The organism is Acinetobacter tandoii (genome assembly GCF_008867985.1).
Taxonomy (GTDB): domain Bacteria; phylum Pseudomonadota; class Gammaproteobacteria; order Pseudomonadales; family Moraxellaceae; genus Acinetobacter; species Acinetobacter tandoii.
This window is the reverse complement of sequence record NZ_VXLD01000011.1, coordinates 1-20668: the sequence shown is the minus strand read 5'-3', so window position 1 is coordinate 20668 and position 20668 is coordinate 1. Positions and strand designations below refer to the sequence as shown.

Below are 20668 nucleotides of genomic sequence, written 5' to 3'. Positions count from 1 at the left end.
TCCCGTATCCATTTTCACGAACACAGCCACATATATAACTTATTTCGACAAATACATGCTAGTTTTATCTCTGAACCAACAGTCTATTTGCTTTTTGATATCCACGTGGTAACAGTTGCCCTTTTGTCGCACGCTTGCCCATGTATTTTTGTAAATCATCGCCTTTTATTTTAAGTTGTTGCTGGCCTGCAACCACTTGAATTATTTCATCTAAATTTAAGGTTGTCATAGATATAATTTGATCTTTATCTTCAAGTTGTATCAATTTATTACCTTTACCTTTATTCAGGATTGGTAATTCTGACAAATCGATAATGAGTAACCGTCCAGCCGTACTTAATAATGCCAAATGGGTCGCGCCCTTTAAAGGATATAACGGTAATGGTTTGGCATCCTCTGGAATTGTCAGGAAAGCTTTACCTGCTTTGGCATTGGTATCAAGCTGTTTGGCTTGAGTCTTAAAGCCGTAGCCTTTCGTACTCATTGCTAAAATTTCTGCTTCATCTTCTTCAATCAGCACTTGAAGGAAACCTACCCCACTGACAGGCGCAAGCTTGGAACTCAAAGGTTCACCTAGACCACGGGCAGAAGGCAAACTATTAATTGCCAGCGCATAACTGCGCCCCGTCTGATCTAAAATATAAACTTTTTGATTAGACTTGCCTTGTGCGTGACTGCGGTACTGATCGCCCGCACGGAAATTCAGGTTCTCGGCATCAATATCATGCCCTTTCGCACTGCGAATCCAACCTGCTTCTGACAACACCACTGTTACAGGATCAGCAGGCATCAAATCTTGCTCGCTAATGGCTGTTGCTTCCGCACGTTGTACAATTGGCGAACGACGATCATCACCAAAACGTTTCGCATCTTCTTTTAGTTCGTTAATAATCAGTGATTTTAAAGATTCTGGATTCGCCAATTGTTCACGAATAATAGCAGCTTTGGCTTCCAGTTCTTCTTGTTCACGGCGAATTTCCATTTCTTCTAATTTCGCCAAGTGGCGTAATTTCAATTCCAAAATGGCTTCGGCTTGAATCTCATCAATGCCAAAATGTGACATCAATTCCGCTTTCGGATGCTCTTCTTCTCGGATGATGCGAATCACGGTATCGATATCTAGATATGCGATGAGCAAACCTGCCAAAATGTGCAGGCGTTTTTCAATTTTATTTAAATGATATTGCAGACGACGCGTGACTGTTTCTTTCCGAATTTCAATCCATTCCAATAAAATACGACGAATCGATTTCACTTGCGGACGACCATCTGCACCAATCATATTCATATTGACGCGATAGCTAGATTCTAAATCGGTTGTGGCAAATAAATGACTCATCACCGCTTCTGCATCAATCCGGTTCGAGCGCAGGACAATAACCAATCGAGTTGGGTTTTGATGATCCGATTCATCACGAACATCGCTAACCAATGGCAATTTTTTCGCTTGCATCTGATCAGCAATTTGTGTGATCACTTTTGATCCTGACACTTGGTAAGGCAAGTCGGTAATCACAATTTCATTTTTTTCAATGCTGTACACCGCACGCATACGGTAACTACCACGACCTGTGGTTTGAATTTTAAGTAATTCACTCGGAGGGGTAATAATTTCAGCTTTGGTCGGTAAATCAGGAGCAGGAATATATTCTGCGACTTTCTCATCGCTTAAATTTGGGTTGCGAATCAAAGCGATTGTGCCTTTGACCACTTCACGCAAGTTATGCGGTGGAATGTCAGTGGCCATACCGACCGCAATACCTGTTGTACCATTTAACAGAATATTCGGCACACGAGCAGGCAAATTGACAGGTTCTTTCATTGAACCATCAAAGTTATCTTGCCAGTCACAGGTGCCCTGTCCCAATTCTGCCAACAATACCTCACTGTACTGTGACAATTTGGCTTCGGTATAACGCATGGCAGCAAAGGACTTAGGATCATCAGGTGAACCCCAGTTGCCCTGACCTTCGATAAATGGATAACGATAGCTAAACGGTTGTGCCATCAACACCATGGCTTCATAACATGCCGAATCACCATGTGGATGGTATTTACCCAATACATCACCCACAGTACGTGCAGATTTTTTCGGTTTACCACTTGGTTTGAGTCCAAGCTCACTCATGGCGTACACAATACGGCGTTGAACAGGCTTTAAACCATCACTGATGTGAGGCAAAGCACGGTCCATAATCACGTACATGGCATAATTGAGGTAGGCGCGTTCAGTAAATTCTGCGACGGAGCGGTTTTCAGTTGCGTGATGCGCAAGGTTCGTCATAACAACCTTTCATCCTAATCAAATCGTTTTTTTATCTAAGTTCTTATGCTAAGTCTCAGACTGTGACTGCACAAGGGTGTGCCATCTACTACCACGACAATTTGTGTCTTAATGGGTCTCTGATGTCGTAAAATTATCCACTTTTAAATAAATGATCAACTTATAATTTTTTATTTTCACAGCAATGGGTTTAACACACGTTCAGCTAATAAGCCAAAATATAGAATGGCGACAATTTTGCCGCCCAAACTCTCTGCAAATTCTACATACCAATCGATTCTAATGTTTTGCCTTTGGTTTCTTCACCTAAAACCAAAATGACCAATGCTACAGCAAACAAGACTGCGGTAAACATCATAAATACATGATGAAAGCCATTGCTCTGCACCATCATTTGCGTCACTACCAACGGCGCCACGATGCCGCCCATACGCCCAATCGCAGAGGCCCAACCCGAACCAAAGGCACGAATATTGGTCGGATATTGTTCTGGGGTATAAGTATAGAGTACGCCCCATGCCCCTAAATTAAAGAACGACATCAGACAGCCCCAAAACATAATCAAAGTGACGGTATTTGCCTGTCCAAAGAAGTAAGCCGAAACAGCACATAAGCCAATAAAACCGGCCAATGTCCATTTACGTCCTAGTTTCTCGACCAGCCAAGCGGCTGCGATATAGCCTGGAAGTTGTGCCAAAATCATCACCAGTACATATTCAAATGACTGCACAATGCTATAACCTTGTTTGACTAACAGGCTGGGTAACCACGTGAAAATGCCATAATAAGAATAGACAATGCCAAACCAGATCAGCCACAGCATTAAAGTACGTTTTGCAAAAGGGTTTGACCACAGTTGTGAAAAAGATACGCTTTGCTTGGCAGCAACTGGTTTTACTTCAATCTGCTGTATGACTTCCACGCCACATTCACGCTCCAGTTTTTGCACCAAAGCATGGGCTTCTTCAATCCGCCCACGGTTAATTAAATATGGTACTGATTCAGGGACTTTCTTTAAAATCATAAATACATATAGCGCAGGCAAACCGCCAATTAAGAACGCGACATGCCAGCCATAACTCGGAATCACAAAATAAGACACCAAAGCGGCGACTAACCAACCCAGTCCCCAAAAACTTTCCAGCAATACAATAAATCGCCCACGTACCTGTGCAGGAATGTATTCACTGACCAAAGTCACCGCAACAGGGAGTTGTCCACCAAGCCCTAAGCCGACAATAAAACGAAATACCAACAACCAAGTCAGATTTGGCGCAAAGGCACACAACGCTGTGGCAATACTATAAGTGACCAGAGTCACCGCAAAAACATTGCGTCGCCCCCAACGGTCAGCTAATGCTCCTGAACAGACCGCACCTATCGCCATACCGACAAAACCAATCGACACCACCCAGCCTTTTTCTGCGGGACTCATACTCCACTCGGTTGCCATCTTGGTTAGAATGAAGGAAATCAACCCAGTATCCATGGCATCAAACATCCAGCCCAAGCCAATCACCCACAGCAAGGTATAGTGGAACTTTCCAACAGGTAAACGTTGTACACGTGAAACTAAATCCATAGTGATGACTCAAGTTAAGATGAGGAAAATAACAACATTGAAAAGAACTGCTATGCAATTTTATGTTGTTACAGAAGAAAAAATACCACGCAGTCTATTTTAATAAATTTTGTTGAGCGATGGGGAAATGAAATTTATTTTATATTTTAAGTATATGCCCAAATTTGGCTTTGGGCATTATCATTTTAAATTTTGGCAAAATTGCAATCGTTGATTAATGCGTATCGGTTGAAGAGGCAGAATCGGCATCATCATCTTTATAAATAAATTTCGGCATTTCCAGACCAAAATAAATCGCAATCAGACGTAAAGAAAATCCAAAAATCAGGGTTGAAATCACCGTCAACTCTAGAGATAGTCCAATTTCCAGACAGACCCAATAACAAATCACTGCGACAAAAGAAATACTGGCATAGAGCTCACGACGGAATACTAATGGGACATCGTTACACAAAATGTCACGCAAAATCCCACCCGAAACCCCTGTCATAATGCCTGCCACTGCGGAAACCACAAAACCATGTTCCATCGACAAGGCAATTTGGCAACCAATAATGGTAAAGCCGATTAAACCTAATGCATCTAACACCAAGAAAATATTGTGTAAATGGCGCATCCACTTGGCAATCAAAATGGTAAACAACGCTGCACAGCAAGTAAGGACCAAATATTCAGGATGCTTGACCCAAGTCAAAGGATAATGTCCAAGCAATACATCACGGACCGACCCACCACCTAAAGCGGTCACACAGGCAATCAGAATTACCCCAAACCAATCCATACTACGTCGACCAGCAGACAGTGCCCCAGTCATGGCCTCAGCCGTAATCGCAATAATATAAATTATGGTCAGTAACATCGCCCTGCGCTTCCATTGAAGGGTTAAGATGCGGGCTATTCTAAGCCAAATCCAAACTGAACGTTATAAAAATTGTGCACAACATTGCTTAAATTTTTTACCCGAGCCACAAATACAGGGCTGTTTCATGGTGATCACTTGCTCTGTGGTTGGATCAAGGAAATACCAGTGCCCTGCCTGTTTCACAAAATGTGAAACTTCATGATGTGTTTGGGCCTGTTGCCCATCATGATAATGTGCTTTGAATTCCACTTGGGCATGGGCCTTGTCCAGTTTTTCCTGCGCTTGTACCACTTCTAGACCTAACCATTGATTAGATTCACTCCATGCCTTAATCGCTGGGATATCTAAAGCAGATTGCTGCCCAATCGCCGTGGTCTGCACAATATAGTCAATCTGCTGTTTGGCAAATGCGCTATAACGCGAACGCATCAACTGTTCCGCACTGAGCGCAATACGTTGCCCTAAATGCAAAGGCTGACAACACTCGGCATATAATCCTAAGCCACAAGGGCATTGTTCTTCTGACATACATTTTCCCAATAAAATAGCCCGAACATTGCGGGCTATTTTAACTGAAGTTTAAACGCGGGTTTCTACAGCGTTAATCATCTTTTTCCACGATGTGTTTTGGAATCACATGAACTTTCTCAATTTTATGACCATCCATCGTCACGACTTCAAAAATAAAGCCATCAGCTTCGATACTAGAACCATTTTCAGGCAAACGGCCTAAATGGAACAATAAATAACCCGATAAAGTTGAATACTGTTCTGAGTCATCCACCAAGTTTTTGCCCAATAACAGGGAAACATGGCGAATATCGGTCGAACCATCCAGAATCAAACTGCCATCTTCTAGGCTTTCTGCCGCGGTTTCCAATTCATCTTCATCAGGGAATTCACCTGCAATCGCTTCAAGGACATCAATCGGTGTGGCAATCCCTTCAATCGAGCCATATTCATTCAATACAATCGCCAACTGTAATGGCGCTTGACGCAATTGTTCCATCACCATCAACACTTGTGCATTTTCATGGACGATCACTGGGTCACGTAAATGCTTCTCGAAATTCAATACCCCAGTTTCGATGTATTCATTCATGACTTTATGCGTCAGAACTACACCTGCAATATTATCCAGCTCACCATGTGCCACAATCAAACGAGAATGGGTCATGCTCAACAATTGTTGTTTGATCGCTGCTTCATCTTCATCTAAATCTAGCCATTCCAGTTCAGGACGTGGAGTCATGACAGATTTGACTGGACGCTCGGAAAGCCCTAATACCCCTTGCACCATAACACTGTGATACACCCCATTTTCCTGATCAAAGACTTCATCAGCAAAAGCGCGGGTTGCCAAGACATCTTCGTTTTGATGTTCAGGTGCATCACTGGCATTTTTCCCCCCCAACATACGCAGTACTGCTGAAGCTGTGCGATAACGTAAATCGTTGGTGGTGACCATTTTTTCCTGATTTTTCTTCACCGTTTGGTTCAGGAACTCGATCATGACCGAGAAACCAATTGCGGCATATAAGTAACCCTTCGGAATATGGTAGCCAAAACCTTCGACCACCAAAGAGAAACCGATCATCATCAAGAAACACAAACACAGAATCACTACAGTCGGATGTCTGTTCACAAAATCCATGAGTGGCTTAGATGCCCACAACATAATGCCCACAGCAATAATGACCGCAATCATCATCACCGACAGATGCTTCACCATGCCCACGGCGGTAATTACGCTGTCTAAGGAGAACACTGCATCTAAAATCACAATTTGGACAATCACCATCCAGAAAGTCGCATGTACAGGATTTTCTTCCTTTAAGGCAGGCTTTCCTTCAATCCGCTCACGTAATTCCATGGTGCCTTTAAACAGCAAGAAAACCCCACCCAGCAGCAAGATTAAGTCTCGCCCAGAAAATGGATGTTCAAAAATGTGGAATAACGGATTGGTGAGCGTCACCACCCATGCAATGGACGCCAATAAAATTAATCGCATACCTAAAGCTAAAATCAGCCCGAGAATACGCGCGGTATTGCGTTGTTCTGGTGGTAATTTTTCTGCCAAAATTGCAATAAAAACGAGGTTATCAATCCCCAATACAATTTCAAGCACTACTAAGGTCGCTAAGCCTACCCATGCAGAAGGATCAGACATCCACTCAAAAATCATTGAATGCTCTCCTTCATCAGGAATTCAGGATCAATAGGGCGAGGTTTAAGTGCAAATTGGCTCTGCATCTTCTCTCTTATTATGGCAAAAATGTGTGTTCGTTTAGTGCGACAACAGTCACGACTCATGTTGATTCATTTGTTGTAAAACAGAAGCTCAGTATAGGCAAGATCAGTACTAAATTCATCTTTTTTTAGACAATGCATATTTTGCGTCACCAAGCAACAACATAAAAATAGCCACAACAATAATACGCAACATCGCCTTGTCATATTTCTTACATAAGCTAGAGCAGCCAACAAGAAAGTGATAAGGTAAAATAGAGAATGATGAATAGCGTATTAAAAATGACTGTAAAACATGAAAAAGTAACAACGAAAACTTCTCAAGCCCTCATTGCGCTCTACTGCGGTTCACGTTCTGGTAATCATCCCATTTATAAAGAAAAGGCGATTGCACTGGCAAGCGCCATTGCAGAACAAGGTTTCGGTCTCGTGTATGGCGGTGCGAGCATAGGATTAATGGGTCAAGTTGCCGATACTGTAATTGAACATGGCGGTGATACCGTAGGGGTGATCCCTGAATTTATGTTGGATTATGAAATTGCGCATAATCAACTGACAGAATTACATGTGGTCAAAACCATGCATGAACGTAAAGCCATGATGGCAGAGCGTGCCAGCGCTTTTGTTGCCTTACCTGGTGGCTTAGGCACATTTGAAGAAATTTTAGAAATAGCCACTTGGGGGCAACTCAATCAACATCAGAAACCCATGATACTGTATAACGTCAACAATTTTTATGATGCCTTAATTGCTCAACTGGATCATGCTGTACAAGAAGGCTTTTTACCGCCGCAACATCGTGCCAAACTAATTGTGTGTAATCATGCCGAACAAATTTTAAATGCACTGAAGAACCTGCAAGCACCTGTACATTTCGTGATTTAGTCAAATTTACTTATAAAAAAAGCGAGCCCTTCATGCTCGCTTTTTTTGACTTGATTGAACGTTTACCCGAAATTTCAACCTGAAATGTGTTGATACAACCAAGGTAATCCAGTTGCCAACAGTACACTGATAGCCAAGCCAAACATTAATTTCATGGCATCTTTACTAACATTACGTGAAGTCCGATATTTATTGACTTCCGCCAAATGCATGGACAACGCAAACTCACGTCCTGCCAGCAAGCCCAAGAATACCCATGTGGTACTCATTGGGATATTACTCCACTCTTTAAACACCAGCAAAATGATGGCATACATAAAGTCGATAATCGTGGCTGCGCGAATATCTGCGACCCCAGTTTTGGTATCGATAATGTTTTGAATTGCTCCACCACGGCGGTAAAAAATCCAACCGAGCAATACCACAAACACCAAAATGCCAAAAATTAAGAATTCAAATGGCACTTGGCGCGGGACATAAACAAAGATATTGGCTAAATCTTGAATTAGCCACTGGCTCCACAAAAATGCCGTCGACACCCATTGCAAGCCAATCCAAATATGTGAAGGTTCCTTATGACGGGTTTTACTTAAATAGATGCTAATCCCTTTCATCACAAAGCGATAAACCAAAATCGCGACCACAAACGCAACGGCATAACCCATCATCGATTTGGTCAACATAGCGCTTAAGCTGCTCGGAGAAAAAATCGTGAGCACTAAAAAGGTGGTACTGACTGGAATCCCATATTTGGTCAAAATAATCAATAAAATTGGGGGAACAATATACAGCCAAGTAATGCCTGTCTCTGGGAAAGGAATGGTTTCTAAACGTCCATAAGAGGCGTCTCCTGTCCCTGAAGCAAACCAGCCATATAGCAACACCACAACTAGAATACTGCTGGTATACAGCCAAAGGACCCACCAAGGTCGGTGCGCATTGGAGGAAATAAAGGTTCCTAAAGTTTGTGGCACATCATTTCCGACAATTGAGTATGCTGCTAAACAGAAACCCACAATCATCAAAATTTCAATTGTCATAACACCTAAGCCTTTATCAGAAAAATCTACCCTTATGGGGTGGCATTTAAATTATGACATTTTTATTTCATTTTAATGACACTGGTGTGACGGGCAGCACACTTCTCTGAATAAGTAAGCGCTTTATTGTTGAATTTAATTAGATTATTTACTCATCTATAGGTGAGCAATTTCTAAATGCTCTAAACCCATAGCTTCCCCCTAAGTACGTTCGTTTGATTGCTAATTTATGTGATTTATTGAGCACTGTTTCTCTGTGCTTTGCTATCATGACTTTTAACATTATCTTGATCCATTCCATTTCTAATCTATGAGCCAAGCCATTTCACATCGCGCCTTACAACCTGAATACCGACTCTTGGTTTTCTTGGTGTCGATTGGCTTTTTTATGCAGGCTTTAGATACCACGATTGTCAACACCGCCATTCCTGCAATGGCTAAACACTTACATGAAGACCCCCTGAATATGCACAGTGTGGTGGTGGCGTATGTCTTGGCTGTCGCCGCATGTATTCCTTTAAGTGGTTGGCTTGCCGATCGGTTTGGCGTACGCAATACCTATCTAGCGGCGATTATCATTTTTACACTGGCTTCACTGGGTTGTGGTTTATCGCAGAGCCTCAATCAATTGCTGGTATTTCGTATTATTCAAGGCATCGGGGGAGCATTGCTGTTGCCTGTCGGTCGTTTAGCCATGCTAAAACTGATTCCACGAGATCAATTTTTATCTGCCATGAGTTTAATGAGTCTGGCGGGGTTGATTGGGCCCTTAATTGGACCAACTCTGGGGGGATGGCTGGTTGAAGTTGCCACTTGGCACTGGATTTTTCTGATTAATTTACCGATGGGTGTTTTAGGTATTTTAGTGACCTTAAAAGCCTTACCAAACGCCACTGAACCCAGCGTTCAAGCTTTCGATTTTAGTGGCTTCCTGTGGTTAGTCATCGCTATGGTGGGGCTGTCTTTAGGCATTGAAAGCTTTGCCAGTACAGCTCATAGTCATTGGCAAGGACTCGCTTTAATTGGCCTAGGATTATTCAGCTCCGCTATTTATGCCTATCATGCCCATACGCATCAAAATGCCCTGTTTCGTAGTCGATTATTTAAAAACAACATCTATGCGATTGGGATTTTAGGCAATTTCTTTGCACGACTGGGTGGCAATGCCTTTCCCTTTTTGCTGCCTTTAATGTTGCAAGTAGCTTTCCATTTTGAACCCTTCATCACTGGATTGATGATGATTCCTTTGGTCTTAGGTTCATTGGTTTCTAAGCCGATTGTGCGCCCTGTGATTCAAAGATTTGGCTACCGCACCGTACTGGTCGTCAATACGATTCTCGTCGGGAGTGCCCTCGCCAGTTTTGCCTTGACCACGGCGGATACACCACTATGGCTAAGAACACTACACTTTTTCATTTGTGGCATGTTGAACTCGACCCAATTTGTCGCTATGAATACCTTTACATTGAAAGATCTGTCTCAGCAAAATGCCAGTAGCGGGAATAGTTTCCTGTCCATGATCATGATGCTCTCTATGAGTATTGGGGTCGCACTCGCAGGTACATTAATTAACCTCTTTACCGCACATTATGGTGTTGCACAAGTCACGACGGCTTTTCAAATGACCTTTATCTGTCTGGGTGCCATCAATATCATCACTGCTGCAATTTTCTGGAAAATTCCCAAAAACAGCAGCATATAGTACTTTTGCAAAATGCACATGGAGTCAATTTTATGCTCGCGTTATCATAGCGCCACTTGATGAGATTAAAACACGCATGACCAAATCAACACGCATAACAAAATCCAGTTCCTTCATTGCTTCCTGCATTGGTGTCGGGACCGTTTGTCTTGCAGTGATGCTGTATGTTTTTATTTTTCATCAAAATCCCGCTGCTGCGCAGGAATTTCCAGTGCAGGGCTTCGATGTCTCACATCATCAAGGGGACATTAACTGGGAACAGGTACCACATCAAAAATTCCAGTTTATCTATTTGAAAGCAACTGAAGGGGGCGATTTTAAAGACCGAAAATTCCAAGATAATTGGCTAAAAGCCCGTGAACATGGTTTTTTGGTTGGGGCTTATCATTTTTATCGTCTCTGCCGCGACGGCAAAATTCAAGCACAAAATTTTATTGAAACCGTACCGAATAAACCTGATGCCTTGCCGCCAGTCATTGATTTGGAATACGACAGTAACTGTATCAATGCCTATACCAAAGAGCAGTTATTGGCTGAAATTCAAATTATGCATGATCAGCTACAACAGCATTATGGCAAACAACCGATTTTTTATATTTCAAAAACTTTCTATAACATAGTTTTGGCCGGTGAATTCAAAAATACACCGCTTTGGGTGCGTGAATATCAAGGGCAACCTGAACTTAAAGGCAATCCCCAATGGACCTTTTGGCAACATACCAATCAAGGCACAATTCAGGGCATCAGCAAACCCGTCGATATGAACGTCTTTCATGGTTCTGTGTATGACTGGAGTATTTTCTTACAAAAGAACGGGATTCAACCGCTTACCCCCACCACACCTTAAAGACTTTTTTATGACTCCATTCACGGATTAGCTCTATTAGCCGTCATGTTCTGTCGCGCTGATGCATGTCGAGCTACACAACTTTGTTGGAGCATGCCATACTCGCAAGTAGAGGTTAGTGAATTTTGGGCGATATGAGAAAAATCATACATATTGATATGGATGCGTTTTTTGCATCAGTAGAATTACGTGGTCGTCCCGATCTGCAACACTTACCTGTAGTGATTTCATCGCATCATCCTCGCGCGGTCATTGCCGCAGCCTCTTATCCCGCACGGAAATTTGGGCTACGTTCCGCCATGTCGATGGCTCAAGCGAAAAAACTTTGCCCTCAAGTCGTGGTCATTGAACCCAACTTTAATCAGTATCGTGAAGTTTCCGCACAAATTCACCAAATTTTTCAACGCTACACGCCACTGATCGAACCACTATCTTTAGATGAAGCCTATCTGGATGTCACCGAAAATTTATATGGTTTGGCCAGTGCAACTGAAGTGGCACAGCGTATTCGCGCAGAAATTTTCCAAAACACAGGTTTAACTGCTTCGGCTGGGGTGGCACCGAATAAGTTTCTGGCAAAAGTGGCTTCGGATTGGAATAAACCCGATGGTCTTTGTGTAATTAAACCCAGCCAAGTACAAAATTTTATTCAGCATTTGCCCCTTAAAAAAATTCCAGGCGTCGGTAAAGTCACTCAAGAAAAATTAAAACAACTGCAATTGGAAACTCTAGGGGATTTACAAAAAATTGAGGAAAGTACACTAATTCATCACTTTGGCAAATATGGTCACCAACTGTTTTTATATGCTCAAGGCATTGATGAACGTCCTGTACAGGCTGAACGTGAACGGCAGCAAATTTCCAAAGAAACCACATTTGATGATGATTTTACTTTACAACAATGTCAGCCCTATTGGGCAAAACTCACGACACAGGTCTGGGAAAGTTTAAATAAAAAGCAGCTTATGGCACGCGGAGTAACGGTCAAACTCAAATTAAAAAACTTTCAGGTGCTTCAGCACAGCAAAAGTTTTAAAATTCCTCTTCATAATCATACCGAGCTGACGCAAGTGTTAGAATTGTTACTCAGTGAAATGTATATTCCTGCCGAATACCAATTCCGCCTGATTGGCGTAGGTGTCTACCAATTAGCCCCTGCCGATGATCTACCCCAACTGAGTCTCTGGTAAGCTCTTCTTGTATCTTTTTTAGACAAAAGAATAAAAATACAACAATTAACCCTACACTTTTTTTATTTTTAGGTTAACCTATTTCACGCGATACATTATCCATGTAAACGCTGAAATGCTAAAAATCACCTTTACTTTTAGCATGTTGTCCTGTGGTGAACGCGACGATCCAATCCGAGTATTACAGGGCAATTCTGAACATATTACATGGGTTTTGTTCTTCTCATCCAAAAAACAATGCTTCCTCATTTTAAAACCGCATCAACATTTTATAGCTCTCATTGATTCATATTTTTAAGCCCTATTTCCAACGCTTACCCAAAATAATTATCTTCACCTCCTACAGTACAGGTCATACAAAACACCATTTGCAGATCATCACGGATCACGTAAACTGACCGTTCTCTTTACATCATGGAAATCACATGACGGTTCAACGTTTACATGTCGAAAAGCGTTTTTCTGAAATTGCCATTTCAGGTAACTTGGTTCATCTTGCAGGTCAGCTTGCAGCAGATACAACGCTCGATATTAAAGGACAAACCCAACAGACTTTAGGCATTATTGATCGTTTTCTTGCCGATGCAGGCACAGATAAACGTCATATTTTGTCGGTCATGATTTTTTTGAAAGATATAGAAAATGATTATGCAGGCATGAATGAAGTTTGGGATGCATGGTGTGCAGATATGCAAGCACTGCCTCGCACCTGCGTTGAAGCCAAAATGTACGCCCCTGATGTACTGGTTGAAATGACCGTAACCGCAGTGCGTCCAGAATAATCTGAACTTAAATCAGCTTGAACAAGCATTCAGGCTGATTTTAACCCCATAGTTTCAACTTACGTTTTTCATGATTGTGATAAAAATTATACTTTTTCAAAGATGTATCTAGTTCTTGTGTATCAGGTTCATGCCACTCTTTACGGAGTTCACCTAAAAAGTCTCGTCGAATTTGCTGATAACTCGGCACTTCATCGTAACGAATCACACGATAGCCTGCCATCGCCAATAGTGCATCTTTATACTGTGTTTGCTGAAAACGCTTTAACACATTCGGATCATCTAAACCAATAATCGCTACAATCTGATGGGATGCATCGAGCACCACAAAATCAGCCAATAAATTACGATACTTATTTCGAGTACGGCTATATTTTGTCGTCATTAAGGCATCATAAGAAACCTGCGCCAAGATAGTATAGCTTGGAAGAATTTCTTTTAAGCGAGCAAAGGTCAACTGCTGATTTAAACTAAAAACTGCACGCCGCTTAAGTACACTATCCTGTTGTTTTGATTGATTATTAAAACTTTTAAAAATCATGCAACTGAACAACAATAGGAGTCCTATCAGTAAATACATACTCATAAATTTATTCCTTTAATCTATTTTTATAATCCTGCGGCTTTATACCGATTTTTTATGCCGAAAAATCGATTATAGCGCCTCTATTTTTATTCAAACGTTCAAGTTAAAAAACTACATTCATCTTGACGAAATTATTATAAAAAATGACCACACGTCACTTGACGAGAGCCAATTAAATTGCATATTTTTTATATGCAAAATGATTGAATAAAATTACTTTAGCTCAATCTCCCTACATGTTGCAATTCATCTTAAGTCTAGCGCAGAACAATTCCGACGAATAGAAGGATAAAAAAAGACGCCGTAGCGTCTTTTCGTTCATTTTAGGCCCGTGCTTTTGGATTTTTTCTTTTCTTTGCTGCATTGGCATTAAAAGGTCGCTTCTCACCCGTTTCACGCGGTGGCAAACCCGTATGTTGGGTCAGCACTTGACCTTTTTTCGGACGGTGATTTTGTCCTTGGGTCTGTTGTCCACGCGCGCCCGCCGAACCAGTACGTTTCTGAGAATCACCCGCAACAGTCGAGTTTTTCTTACGCGCAGACTGATATTGGCCTTCAGTTCCTTGCGGTTGATAGGTTGGAATTAAATGTTGCTTAGAATTACCAATTAAGTCTTGGCGCCCCATCTCCTTTAAAGCCTCACGTAGCAATGGCCAGTTATTTGGATCATGATAACGCAGGAAGGCTTTATGCAGACGACGACGCTTTTCCCCTTTTACAATATCAACATTTTCAGTATAACGTGCCACTTTGGCCAAAGGATTTTTAGCCGTGTAATACATTGTTGTCGCTGTTGCCATTGGCGATGGATAGAAGGTCTGTACCTGATCGGCACGGAAGCCATTCTTTTTCAACCAAATTGCCAAGTTCATCATGTCGTAATCCGTGGTTCCTGGATGCGCCGCGATAAAGTATGGAATTAAATACTGCTCTTTGCCTGCTTCCTTACTAAAACGATCAAACATTTGCTTGAAACGATCATAGGTCCCGATTCCAGGTTTCATCATCTTAGACAATGGACCTTTCTCAGTATGCTCAGGCGCAATCTTTAAGTAACCACCCACGTGATGGGTAACTAACTCTTTCACGTATTCAGGATTCAGCACTGCTAAGTCATAACGCAAGCCTGAACCAATCAGAATCTTTTTGATGCCTTTAATGGCGCGTGCTTTACGATATAACTGCGTTAATGGAGCATGATCCGTATGTAAGTTTTGACATACGCCTGGATACACACAAGAGGGTTTACGACAGTTCTTTTCAATTTCAGGGTCTTTACAGTGCAAACGGTACATGTTTGCCGTTGGACCACCTAAGTCTGAAATAATGCCTGTAAAGCCCGGAGCCGTATCACGAATTTTCTCAACTTCACGCAGAATTGACTCTTCCGAACGGTTTTGAATAATTCGCCCTTCATGTTCTGTAATCGAGCAGAAGGTACAGCCCCCAAAACAGCCACGCATGATGTTCACAGAGAATTTAATCATATCAAATGCAGGGAAACGGGCTTCACCATACACAGGATGTGGTAGACGTGCATACGGCAAATCAAACACATAGTCCATTTCTTCCGTCGTTAATGGAATCGGTGGTGGATTTAACCAAACATCACGCTCACCATGTTTTTGTACCAAAGCACGCGCATTTCCAGGGTTGGTTTCAAGGTGCAAAATACGGTTGGCATGGGCATATAAAACTGGATCATTTGCCACTTCTTCAAATGCAGGTAGACGAATCACTGCCAACTCACGTGGCGGTAATTTATGTTTAATTGCTTTTGACGATGGCTGTAGCTGTACAATTTGTGTGTCTGCATCCAATTGATCGCCTTCACGAACAATCGGGTTGGCAACCAATTCTTTTTGGAAATTTTGGTATTGGGTTAAAGAATTACCCTTATCTTTTTCAATTTCACAGCCGTCTAAATCTTCGGTCATCACATAAGGATTGATGATGGGATCAACACGCCCCACGGTATCTACATCATTAGATGCAATTTCAACAAATTTGGCTTTCGATGCACGATTATGCTTATTAATAATAAATGCCGTACCACGTACATCAGTAATTTCGTGGATTTTTTCACCTTTGGCTAAACGATGCATCACTTCAGTGATCGAACGCTCACCATTACCATACATCAATAAATCCGCTTTTGAATCCATTAGTACTGAACGACGGACTTTATCTGACCAATAATCGTAATGGGCGATACGACGTAAAGAGGCTTCAATCCCACCTAATAATACTGGCACATCTGGAAATGCTTCACGCACACGTTGGCAATAGACTGTCGCCGCACGGTCTGGGCGTTTATTCGGAACATTGTCTGGTGAATAAGCATCATCTGAACGAATCTTACGATCTGCCGTATAACGGTTAATCATAGAGTCCATATTACCCGCGGTTACACCCCAAGCAATATTTGGCTTACCCAAAACGCGGAAGGCTTCAACATTGGTCCAATCAGGTTGTGCGATAATACCAACACGGAAACCTTGCGCTTCTAAAGTACGACCAATAATGCCCGAACAGAATGAAGGATGATCGATATAAGCATCACCACAAACCAAGATAAAGTCGCAACTATCCCAACCGAGTTGATCCATTTCCTCACGCGACATCGGCAAAAATGGCGCAGGTTCAAAGCATGACGCCCAATATTTGTCGTAATCAAACAACGCTGTTGGCGCAGTCTGCATGGTATAAGCAGTAGACATGGCTAGCAATTCTCGGCTGGCAGATGGAAGATCCAAAATAGATCAAAGATGAAAGCCGATCATTTTACCATGAATTAGATTCATCTTGCTTGATTAAAATATATACAAAAACAAGCATCTAAAAATTACTCTTTACTCTAAAATCAAAACCCTGCACCTGCATTACATTTATCTATTTCATATCCATCCATATACAAAAAACCATCCGCTTAATGCTGTAGCATCAAACAGATGGTTTTAGAGTTATACATTTCAATCAGTTCAAACTTTATCAACTGAGTACGGAATCTTTAATGCGCTTTGAAGGTAATTGCTCTTGTTGCGTCCCCTCAACCGAAACTTTTAAATTCACCATAAATACCGCCAAGGCTGCAATAATGCCAGGAATCGCAATCACCAAAAAATTCATCTGATGGGGCAACTGCAAGGTTAATAATGCTCCTGTCAAAATTGGACCTACAATCGCGCCAATCCGTCCAATTCCTGATGCCCAGCCCATGCCTGTAGAGCGTACTGCGGTTGGGTAGAACTGTGCTACAAAAGTGTAGAGTAAAATTTGTGAGCCAATAGTTGCAGCACCTGCCACAGCAATCAAGGTATATAGCACTGCCTGCGGGCTATTAAAACCAAGTAAAATCAAGGCTAAAGCACCTACAGTAAACATAATACTGAGTACTGGTTTCAGGTGAAAACGATCTGCCAAAGCTCCCCCCCCAATTGCACCGACCATACCACCAATATTCAAAGCAAACAGGAACAACATACTGGCACCTAACGAATAACCTGCTTGAATCATCAATTTTGGTAACCAGCTACCCAGCGCATAGACCATCAGTAAACACATGAAAAATGCAACCCAGAACATCAAGGTACTGAACATTCGTCCTTGCTGAAATAAGGCACGTAAAGGTGCTTCGTCACCTGCAATAACATCATTTAATACAAATCGTGTCTCTGCATTTAATTTTTGCTCAGGGCTAATTTTTTGCACAATCTCAGCCACTTGCGCTGTTTCGCCTTTTTTGGTCAGAAACATTAATGATTCAGGTAAAAACTTCCAGATAATCGGCAAAGCTACAAACGGAATTCCTGCAATAAAGAACATGATTTTCCAGCCGTGATCTGCAACCAGCCATGCCCCCAATAAAGCTGAAGCCATACCACCAATGGCATAACCACTAAACATGATGGCAACCAAAGTGCTACGGATACGTTTCGGTGCATATTCGGTCATCAAGGCAACCACGTTCGGCATCACACCTCCAATGCCCAGCCCTGCCAGAAATCTTAAAATACCAAATTCAACGGGTGAAGAAGCAAAGGCACCTAAAAAAGTAAAACCACTAAAGATGGCCACACAAATCATAATGGTTTTTTTACGGCCTAATTTATCAGACAAGGTTCCAAAACTCATGGCACCGAACATCATTCCAAACAATGCTGTACTGGCAAGTAATCCAGCTTGTACCGCACTCAGGCCCCACTCTTGCATTAACAAAGGTAAAGCAACGCCATAAATGACCAAATCATAACCATCAAAAATAATAATCAATAAACACCAAATTAAAACACTCCAATGGAAAGGCGTAAATTTGGCTTCATCTACCACAGTATTTATATTTAAAGTTTGTGTACTCACGCTTCACCTCCAACTTGTGAAGTCATCCCAAAATAGACTTACACAATGCGGTAAAGCTGCTTTATTGTCCAAAACCGATTGCATATATAGATATGCCACAAAGGTATGCAATTACTTCATTATTCATGCTTTTATTATCTTTAAGATATAAGTATGTGAAACCTTGACAAGGTCTTAACAAAGTTTGACTGGGAATGCATGCCATAAATGGTTAATTTAAATACAAGAATAAAAAATGGAACTCTCATGCTTATATATCTTATTGTTGGTAGTATCCGAGAAGGCCGCACAGCCATTAAAGTTGCGCACTGGATCATGGATTGTATTTCTAATTTTTCCCTGCATGACATTAATATCGAACTGATTGATTTAAAACAGTGGGATTTACCATTGTTTTCAGGTTCACATCCTCCTGCGACGGGTATTTATGATCAACCCAAACAACAACTATGGGCAAATAAAATTGCCTTAGCAGATGCCTTTATTTTTATTAGCCCTGAATATAATCATGGTTATAGCCCTGCCCTTAAAAATGCCTTAGATTATCTGGGCAAAGAGTGGCAAGGCAAACCTGCCGCATTTATTGGTTATGGTACGACCAATGGCTCTCGCGGCATCAGTCAGATCCGTCAAGTAAGCTCAAGTTTGAATATGGTAGACGCGAATGCAATATTAGAAATTCGCGACATCTTTAAACGTAATAAAGAAGAGAACTTTGAAGCCAATCAGTTTGAAATCGATGGATTAAAGCAAATATTAGAAAAACTGATTAAATATCAAAAATAAAAAATATCATGACCATCTATGCTCAATTAAGCCTCTCATTCAAGCGACCCTGTACCCCAACAGGATTTCTTGAATGAAAGAGTTAGGCAGTCCTTTCAAGTCTTAGACTTTTAAATGCCTATCCATGCTGAATGAACCTCATCAAAAAATTGCCAAAGTATTTATATGTATTTTTCAGACTCAATCAACACAGCGGATCGCTCGAATGCTTTAGTCACGATCTCACCGATGATGCTCTCTTCTAGTTGGGCTGTGGCTAACCTCGCAGCAAATCCCAGATGAAAATCTAAAAGCCAATTTGTAGGAGGCTCAGGCAATGGTTGTCTTGAAATATCGATCTGAGGAGTTAACCAAGGTATCCTTTTGGGCCATTTTGGATAGGTCGGACACCAATCATCTAGATCATCCAAAATAGAACTGGAATCTAATCCAAAACGGTTTGCAAACCAAACCATCTGTATAAATTCAGAAGCAACAAGTGCACCCAATTCTGAAGGTGGTAATTGTTGTGGACTCACTGCAACTGGAGAATGTTTGCCAATAATCCAAGTTTCAGCAGATGGGCAAGTAAAACGTGGTATAACGATGTCATAAATGGTTGGGTTTCGCTGTGCAATGATTGCGAGTAATCTTGAATTCAGTGTTAATGTTGTTCCCATGGGAAGACCCTCACCCTACTGATTTCAAATACTAAAATCTTTGAAGAAAATACATATCGTCTCATAATCAACTCCTTAAGTTGATGTTTAAGAGGTCATTCTGTCATAACCTCTTAAACAGTAATGTGATTCAATAATAAGGAACTCATGTGTTAAATTTTTAAAATTACGACCAGAGAAATTTTTAATTAAAATAGAACTTTACCTCCTTCATCTTACCCAACATGACCAATTAAACTTCGATTTTTCTAATTTTTTTGATCCTACTATGTCCTCTTCTGTTTGTTGATCGGCTTGTCTTCTTCAAAATCTAAGTTATGACCATACTTATAATCGAACGATTTCATCTCAGAATTGCTTAAATTACCTACTTTTTAATCAATAATAATCACTATAAAACGCTAGAATGATTGAGTCAAAACCGAACTGTGGCTAGGTTTTACTTATATTTGTGATCTATTTCGATCATTAGGATTGAAGCATGCCCTATGACAACATAATTAAACGTATTCTTTTAGATTTGTTTACATTTTAAACAGCATTTTAAAAACATGGTGCTCGTAAAATTAAATGGTATAGCAAAATATACTCTTAACTAAACACTAAACCCTAGATTAAAAATTAAGCTTTGGCGACCACTGAATCATTAGTCGACCCTACCAAAATGAAGGCCTCATACAGTCAGTTCAATCGTCGAAAGCAAATAATACTGGGTAATATAGCTATAAAAAGTCTTTGTGATTTGATTGATATCACGTCTTTTAAGATGGAAACGATGTACAAAGTTATTTATATTTGCTGCTTCGCGGGTATTTTTTAGTCTTTAGCATTTAATTTAAATAAATATTTATATA

16 protein-coding genes are annotated in these 20668 nt (G+C 41.2%); 6 read left to right on the top strand and 10 right to left on the bottom strand.

Going from position 1 to position 20668, the window contains the following annotated elements:
• Window positions 1–64 precede the first annotated feature (64 nt).
• The 5 genes from parC to F4W09_RS13635 form a co-directional block, all read right to left on the bottom strand.
• Window positions 65–2284 carry a DNA topoisomerase IV subunit A gene (gene parC, locus F4W09_RS13655; protein WP_016168522.1) on the bottom strand — a complete coding sequence of 740 codons (2220 nt, stop codon included), beginning with the start codon at window positions 2282–2284 and terminating at the stop codon, window positions 65–67.
• Between the two features lie 262 nt (window positions 2285–2546).
• On the bottom strand, window positions 2547–3866 hold the full coding sequence (gene niaP / locus F4W09_RS13650; RefSeq protein WP_016168523.1) for a niacin transporter NiaP: 1320 nt from the start codon (window positions 3864–3866) through the stop codon (window positions 2547–2549).
• A gap of 214 nt (window positions 3867–4080) precedes the next feature.
• Window positions 4081–4725, bottom strand: coding sequence for a trimeric intracellular cation channel family protein (locus F4W09_RS13645; RefSeq protein ID WP_151505100.1), 645 nt, complete (start codon window positions 4723–4725; stop codon window positions 4081–4083).
• 63 nt (window positions 4726–4788) lie between these two features.
• The gene (locus F4W09_RS13640; protein WP_016168525.1) at window positions 4789–5256 is read right to left on the bottom strand and encodes a YchJ family protein; all 468 of its coding nucleotides are present in this window, start codon (window positions 5254–5256) and stop codon (window positions 4789–4791) included.
• Between the two features lie 73 nt (window positions 5257–5329).
• Window positions 5330–6913: a TerC family protein gene (locus F4W09_RS13635; protein WP_016168526.1), complete on the bottom strand. Its 1584-nt coding sequence runs from the start codon at window positions 6911–6913 to the stop codon at window positions 5330–5332.
• A 329-nt stretch (window positions 6914–7242) separates the two neighbouring features.
• On the opposite strand from F4W09_RS13635, the gene F4W09_RS13630 reads away from it, so the two are divergent.
• The gene (locus F4W09_RS13630; protein ID WP_026441098.1) at window positions 7243–7863 is read left to right on the top strand and encodes an LOG family protein; all 621 of its coding nucleotides are present in this window, start codon (window positions 7243–7245) and stop codon (window positions 7861–7863) included.
• A 74-nt stretch (window positions 7864–7937) separates the two neighbouring features.
• Here the strand turns inward: F4W09_RS13630 and F4W09_RS13625 are convergent, their stop codons facing one another.
• Complete coding sequence (locus F4W09_RS13625) at window positions 7938–8903, bottom strand: hypothetical protein (RefSeq protein WP_016168528.1); 966 nt, start codon at window positions 8901–8903, stop codon at window positions 7938–7940.
• Window positions 8904–9213: 310 nt separating this feature from the next.
• On the opposite strand from F4W09_RS13625, the gene mdtD reads away from it, so the two are divergent.
• From mdtD to F4W09_RS13605, 4 genes are all read left to right on the top strand, one after another.
• Window positions 9214–10605 carry a multidrug transporter subunit MdtD gene (gene mdtD / locus F4W09_RS13620; RefSeq protein WP_016168529.1) on the top strand — a complete coding sequence of 464 codons (1392 nt, stop codon included), beginning with the start codon at window positions 9214–9216 and terminating at the stop codon, window positions 10603–10605.
• Between the two features lie 76 nt (window positions 10606–10681).
• Complete coding sequence (locus F4W09_RS13615; RefSeq protein ID WP_016168530.1) at window positions 10682–11452, top strand: glycoside hydrolase family 25 protein; 771 nt, start codon at window positions 10682–10684, stop codon at window positions 11450–11452.
• Between the two features lie 134 nt (window positions 11453–11586).
• Window positions 11587–12642, top strand: a complete 1056-nt coding sequence (gene dinB, locus F4W09_RS13610) for a DNA polymerase IV (protein WP_016168531.1) — start codon at window positions 11587–11589, stop codon at window positions 12640–12642.
• Between the two features lie 425 nt (window positions 12643–13067).
• Window positions 13068–13424 (top strand): RidA family protein, encoded by a 357-nt coding sequence (locus F4W09_RS13605; protein WP_016168532.1) that lies wholly within the window; start codon window positions 13068–13070, stop codon window positions 13422–13424.
• A gap of 40 nt (window positions 13425–13464) precedes the next feature.
• Here the strand turns inward: F4W09_RS13605 and F4W09_RS13600 are convergent, their stop codons facing one another.
• The 3 genes from F4W09_RS13600 to F4W09_RS13590 form a co-directional block, all read right to left on the bottom strand.
• The gene (locus tag F4W09_RS13600) at window positions 13465–14010 is read right to left on the bottom strand and encodes a DUF2726 domain-containing protein (RefSeq protein ID WP_044738754.1); all 546 of its coding nucleotides are present in this window, start codon (window positions 14008–14010) and stop codon (window positions 13465–13467) included.
• Window positions 14011–14333: 323 nt separating this feature from the next.
• A complete protein-coding gene (locus tag F4W09_RS13595) occupies window positions 14334–16730 on the bottom strand; it encodes a YgiQ family radical SAM protein (RefSeq protein WP_016168534.1) in 2397 nt (798 codons plus the stop codon).
• Window positions 16731–17001: 271 nt separating this feature from the next.
• Entirely contained in the window at window positions 17002–18369 is a 1368-nt protein-coding gene (locus F4W09_RS13590; protein ID WP_016168535.1) for an MFS transporter, read from the bottom strand.
• Between the two features lie 246 nt (window positions 18370–18615).
• Here F4W09_RS13590 and F4W09_RS13585 point away from each other — a divergent pair, with 246 nt between their 5' ends.
• Window positions 18616–19155, top strand: coding sequence for an NADPH-dependent FMN reductase (locus F4W09_RS13585; RefSeq protein WP_016168536.1), 540 nt, complete (start codon window positions 18616–18618; stop codon window positions 19153–19155).
• A 161-nt stretch (window positions 19156–19316) separates the two neighbouring features.
• Here the strand turns inward: F4W09_RS13585 and F4W09_RS13580 are convergent, their stop codons facing one another.
• Window positions 19317–19814, bottom strand: a complete 498-nt coding sequence (locus F4W09_RS13580) for a hypothetical protein (RefSeq protein ID WP_016168537.1) — start codon at window positions 19812–19814, stop codon at window positions 19317–19319.
• Window positions 19815–20668 lie beyond the last annotated feature (854 nt).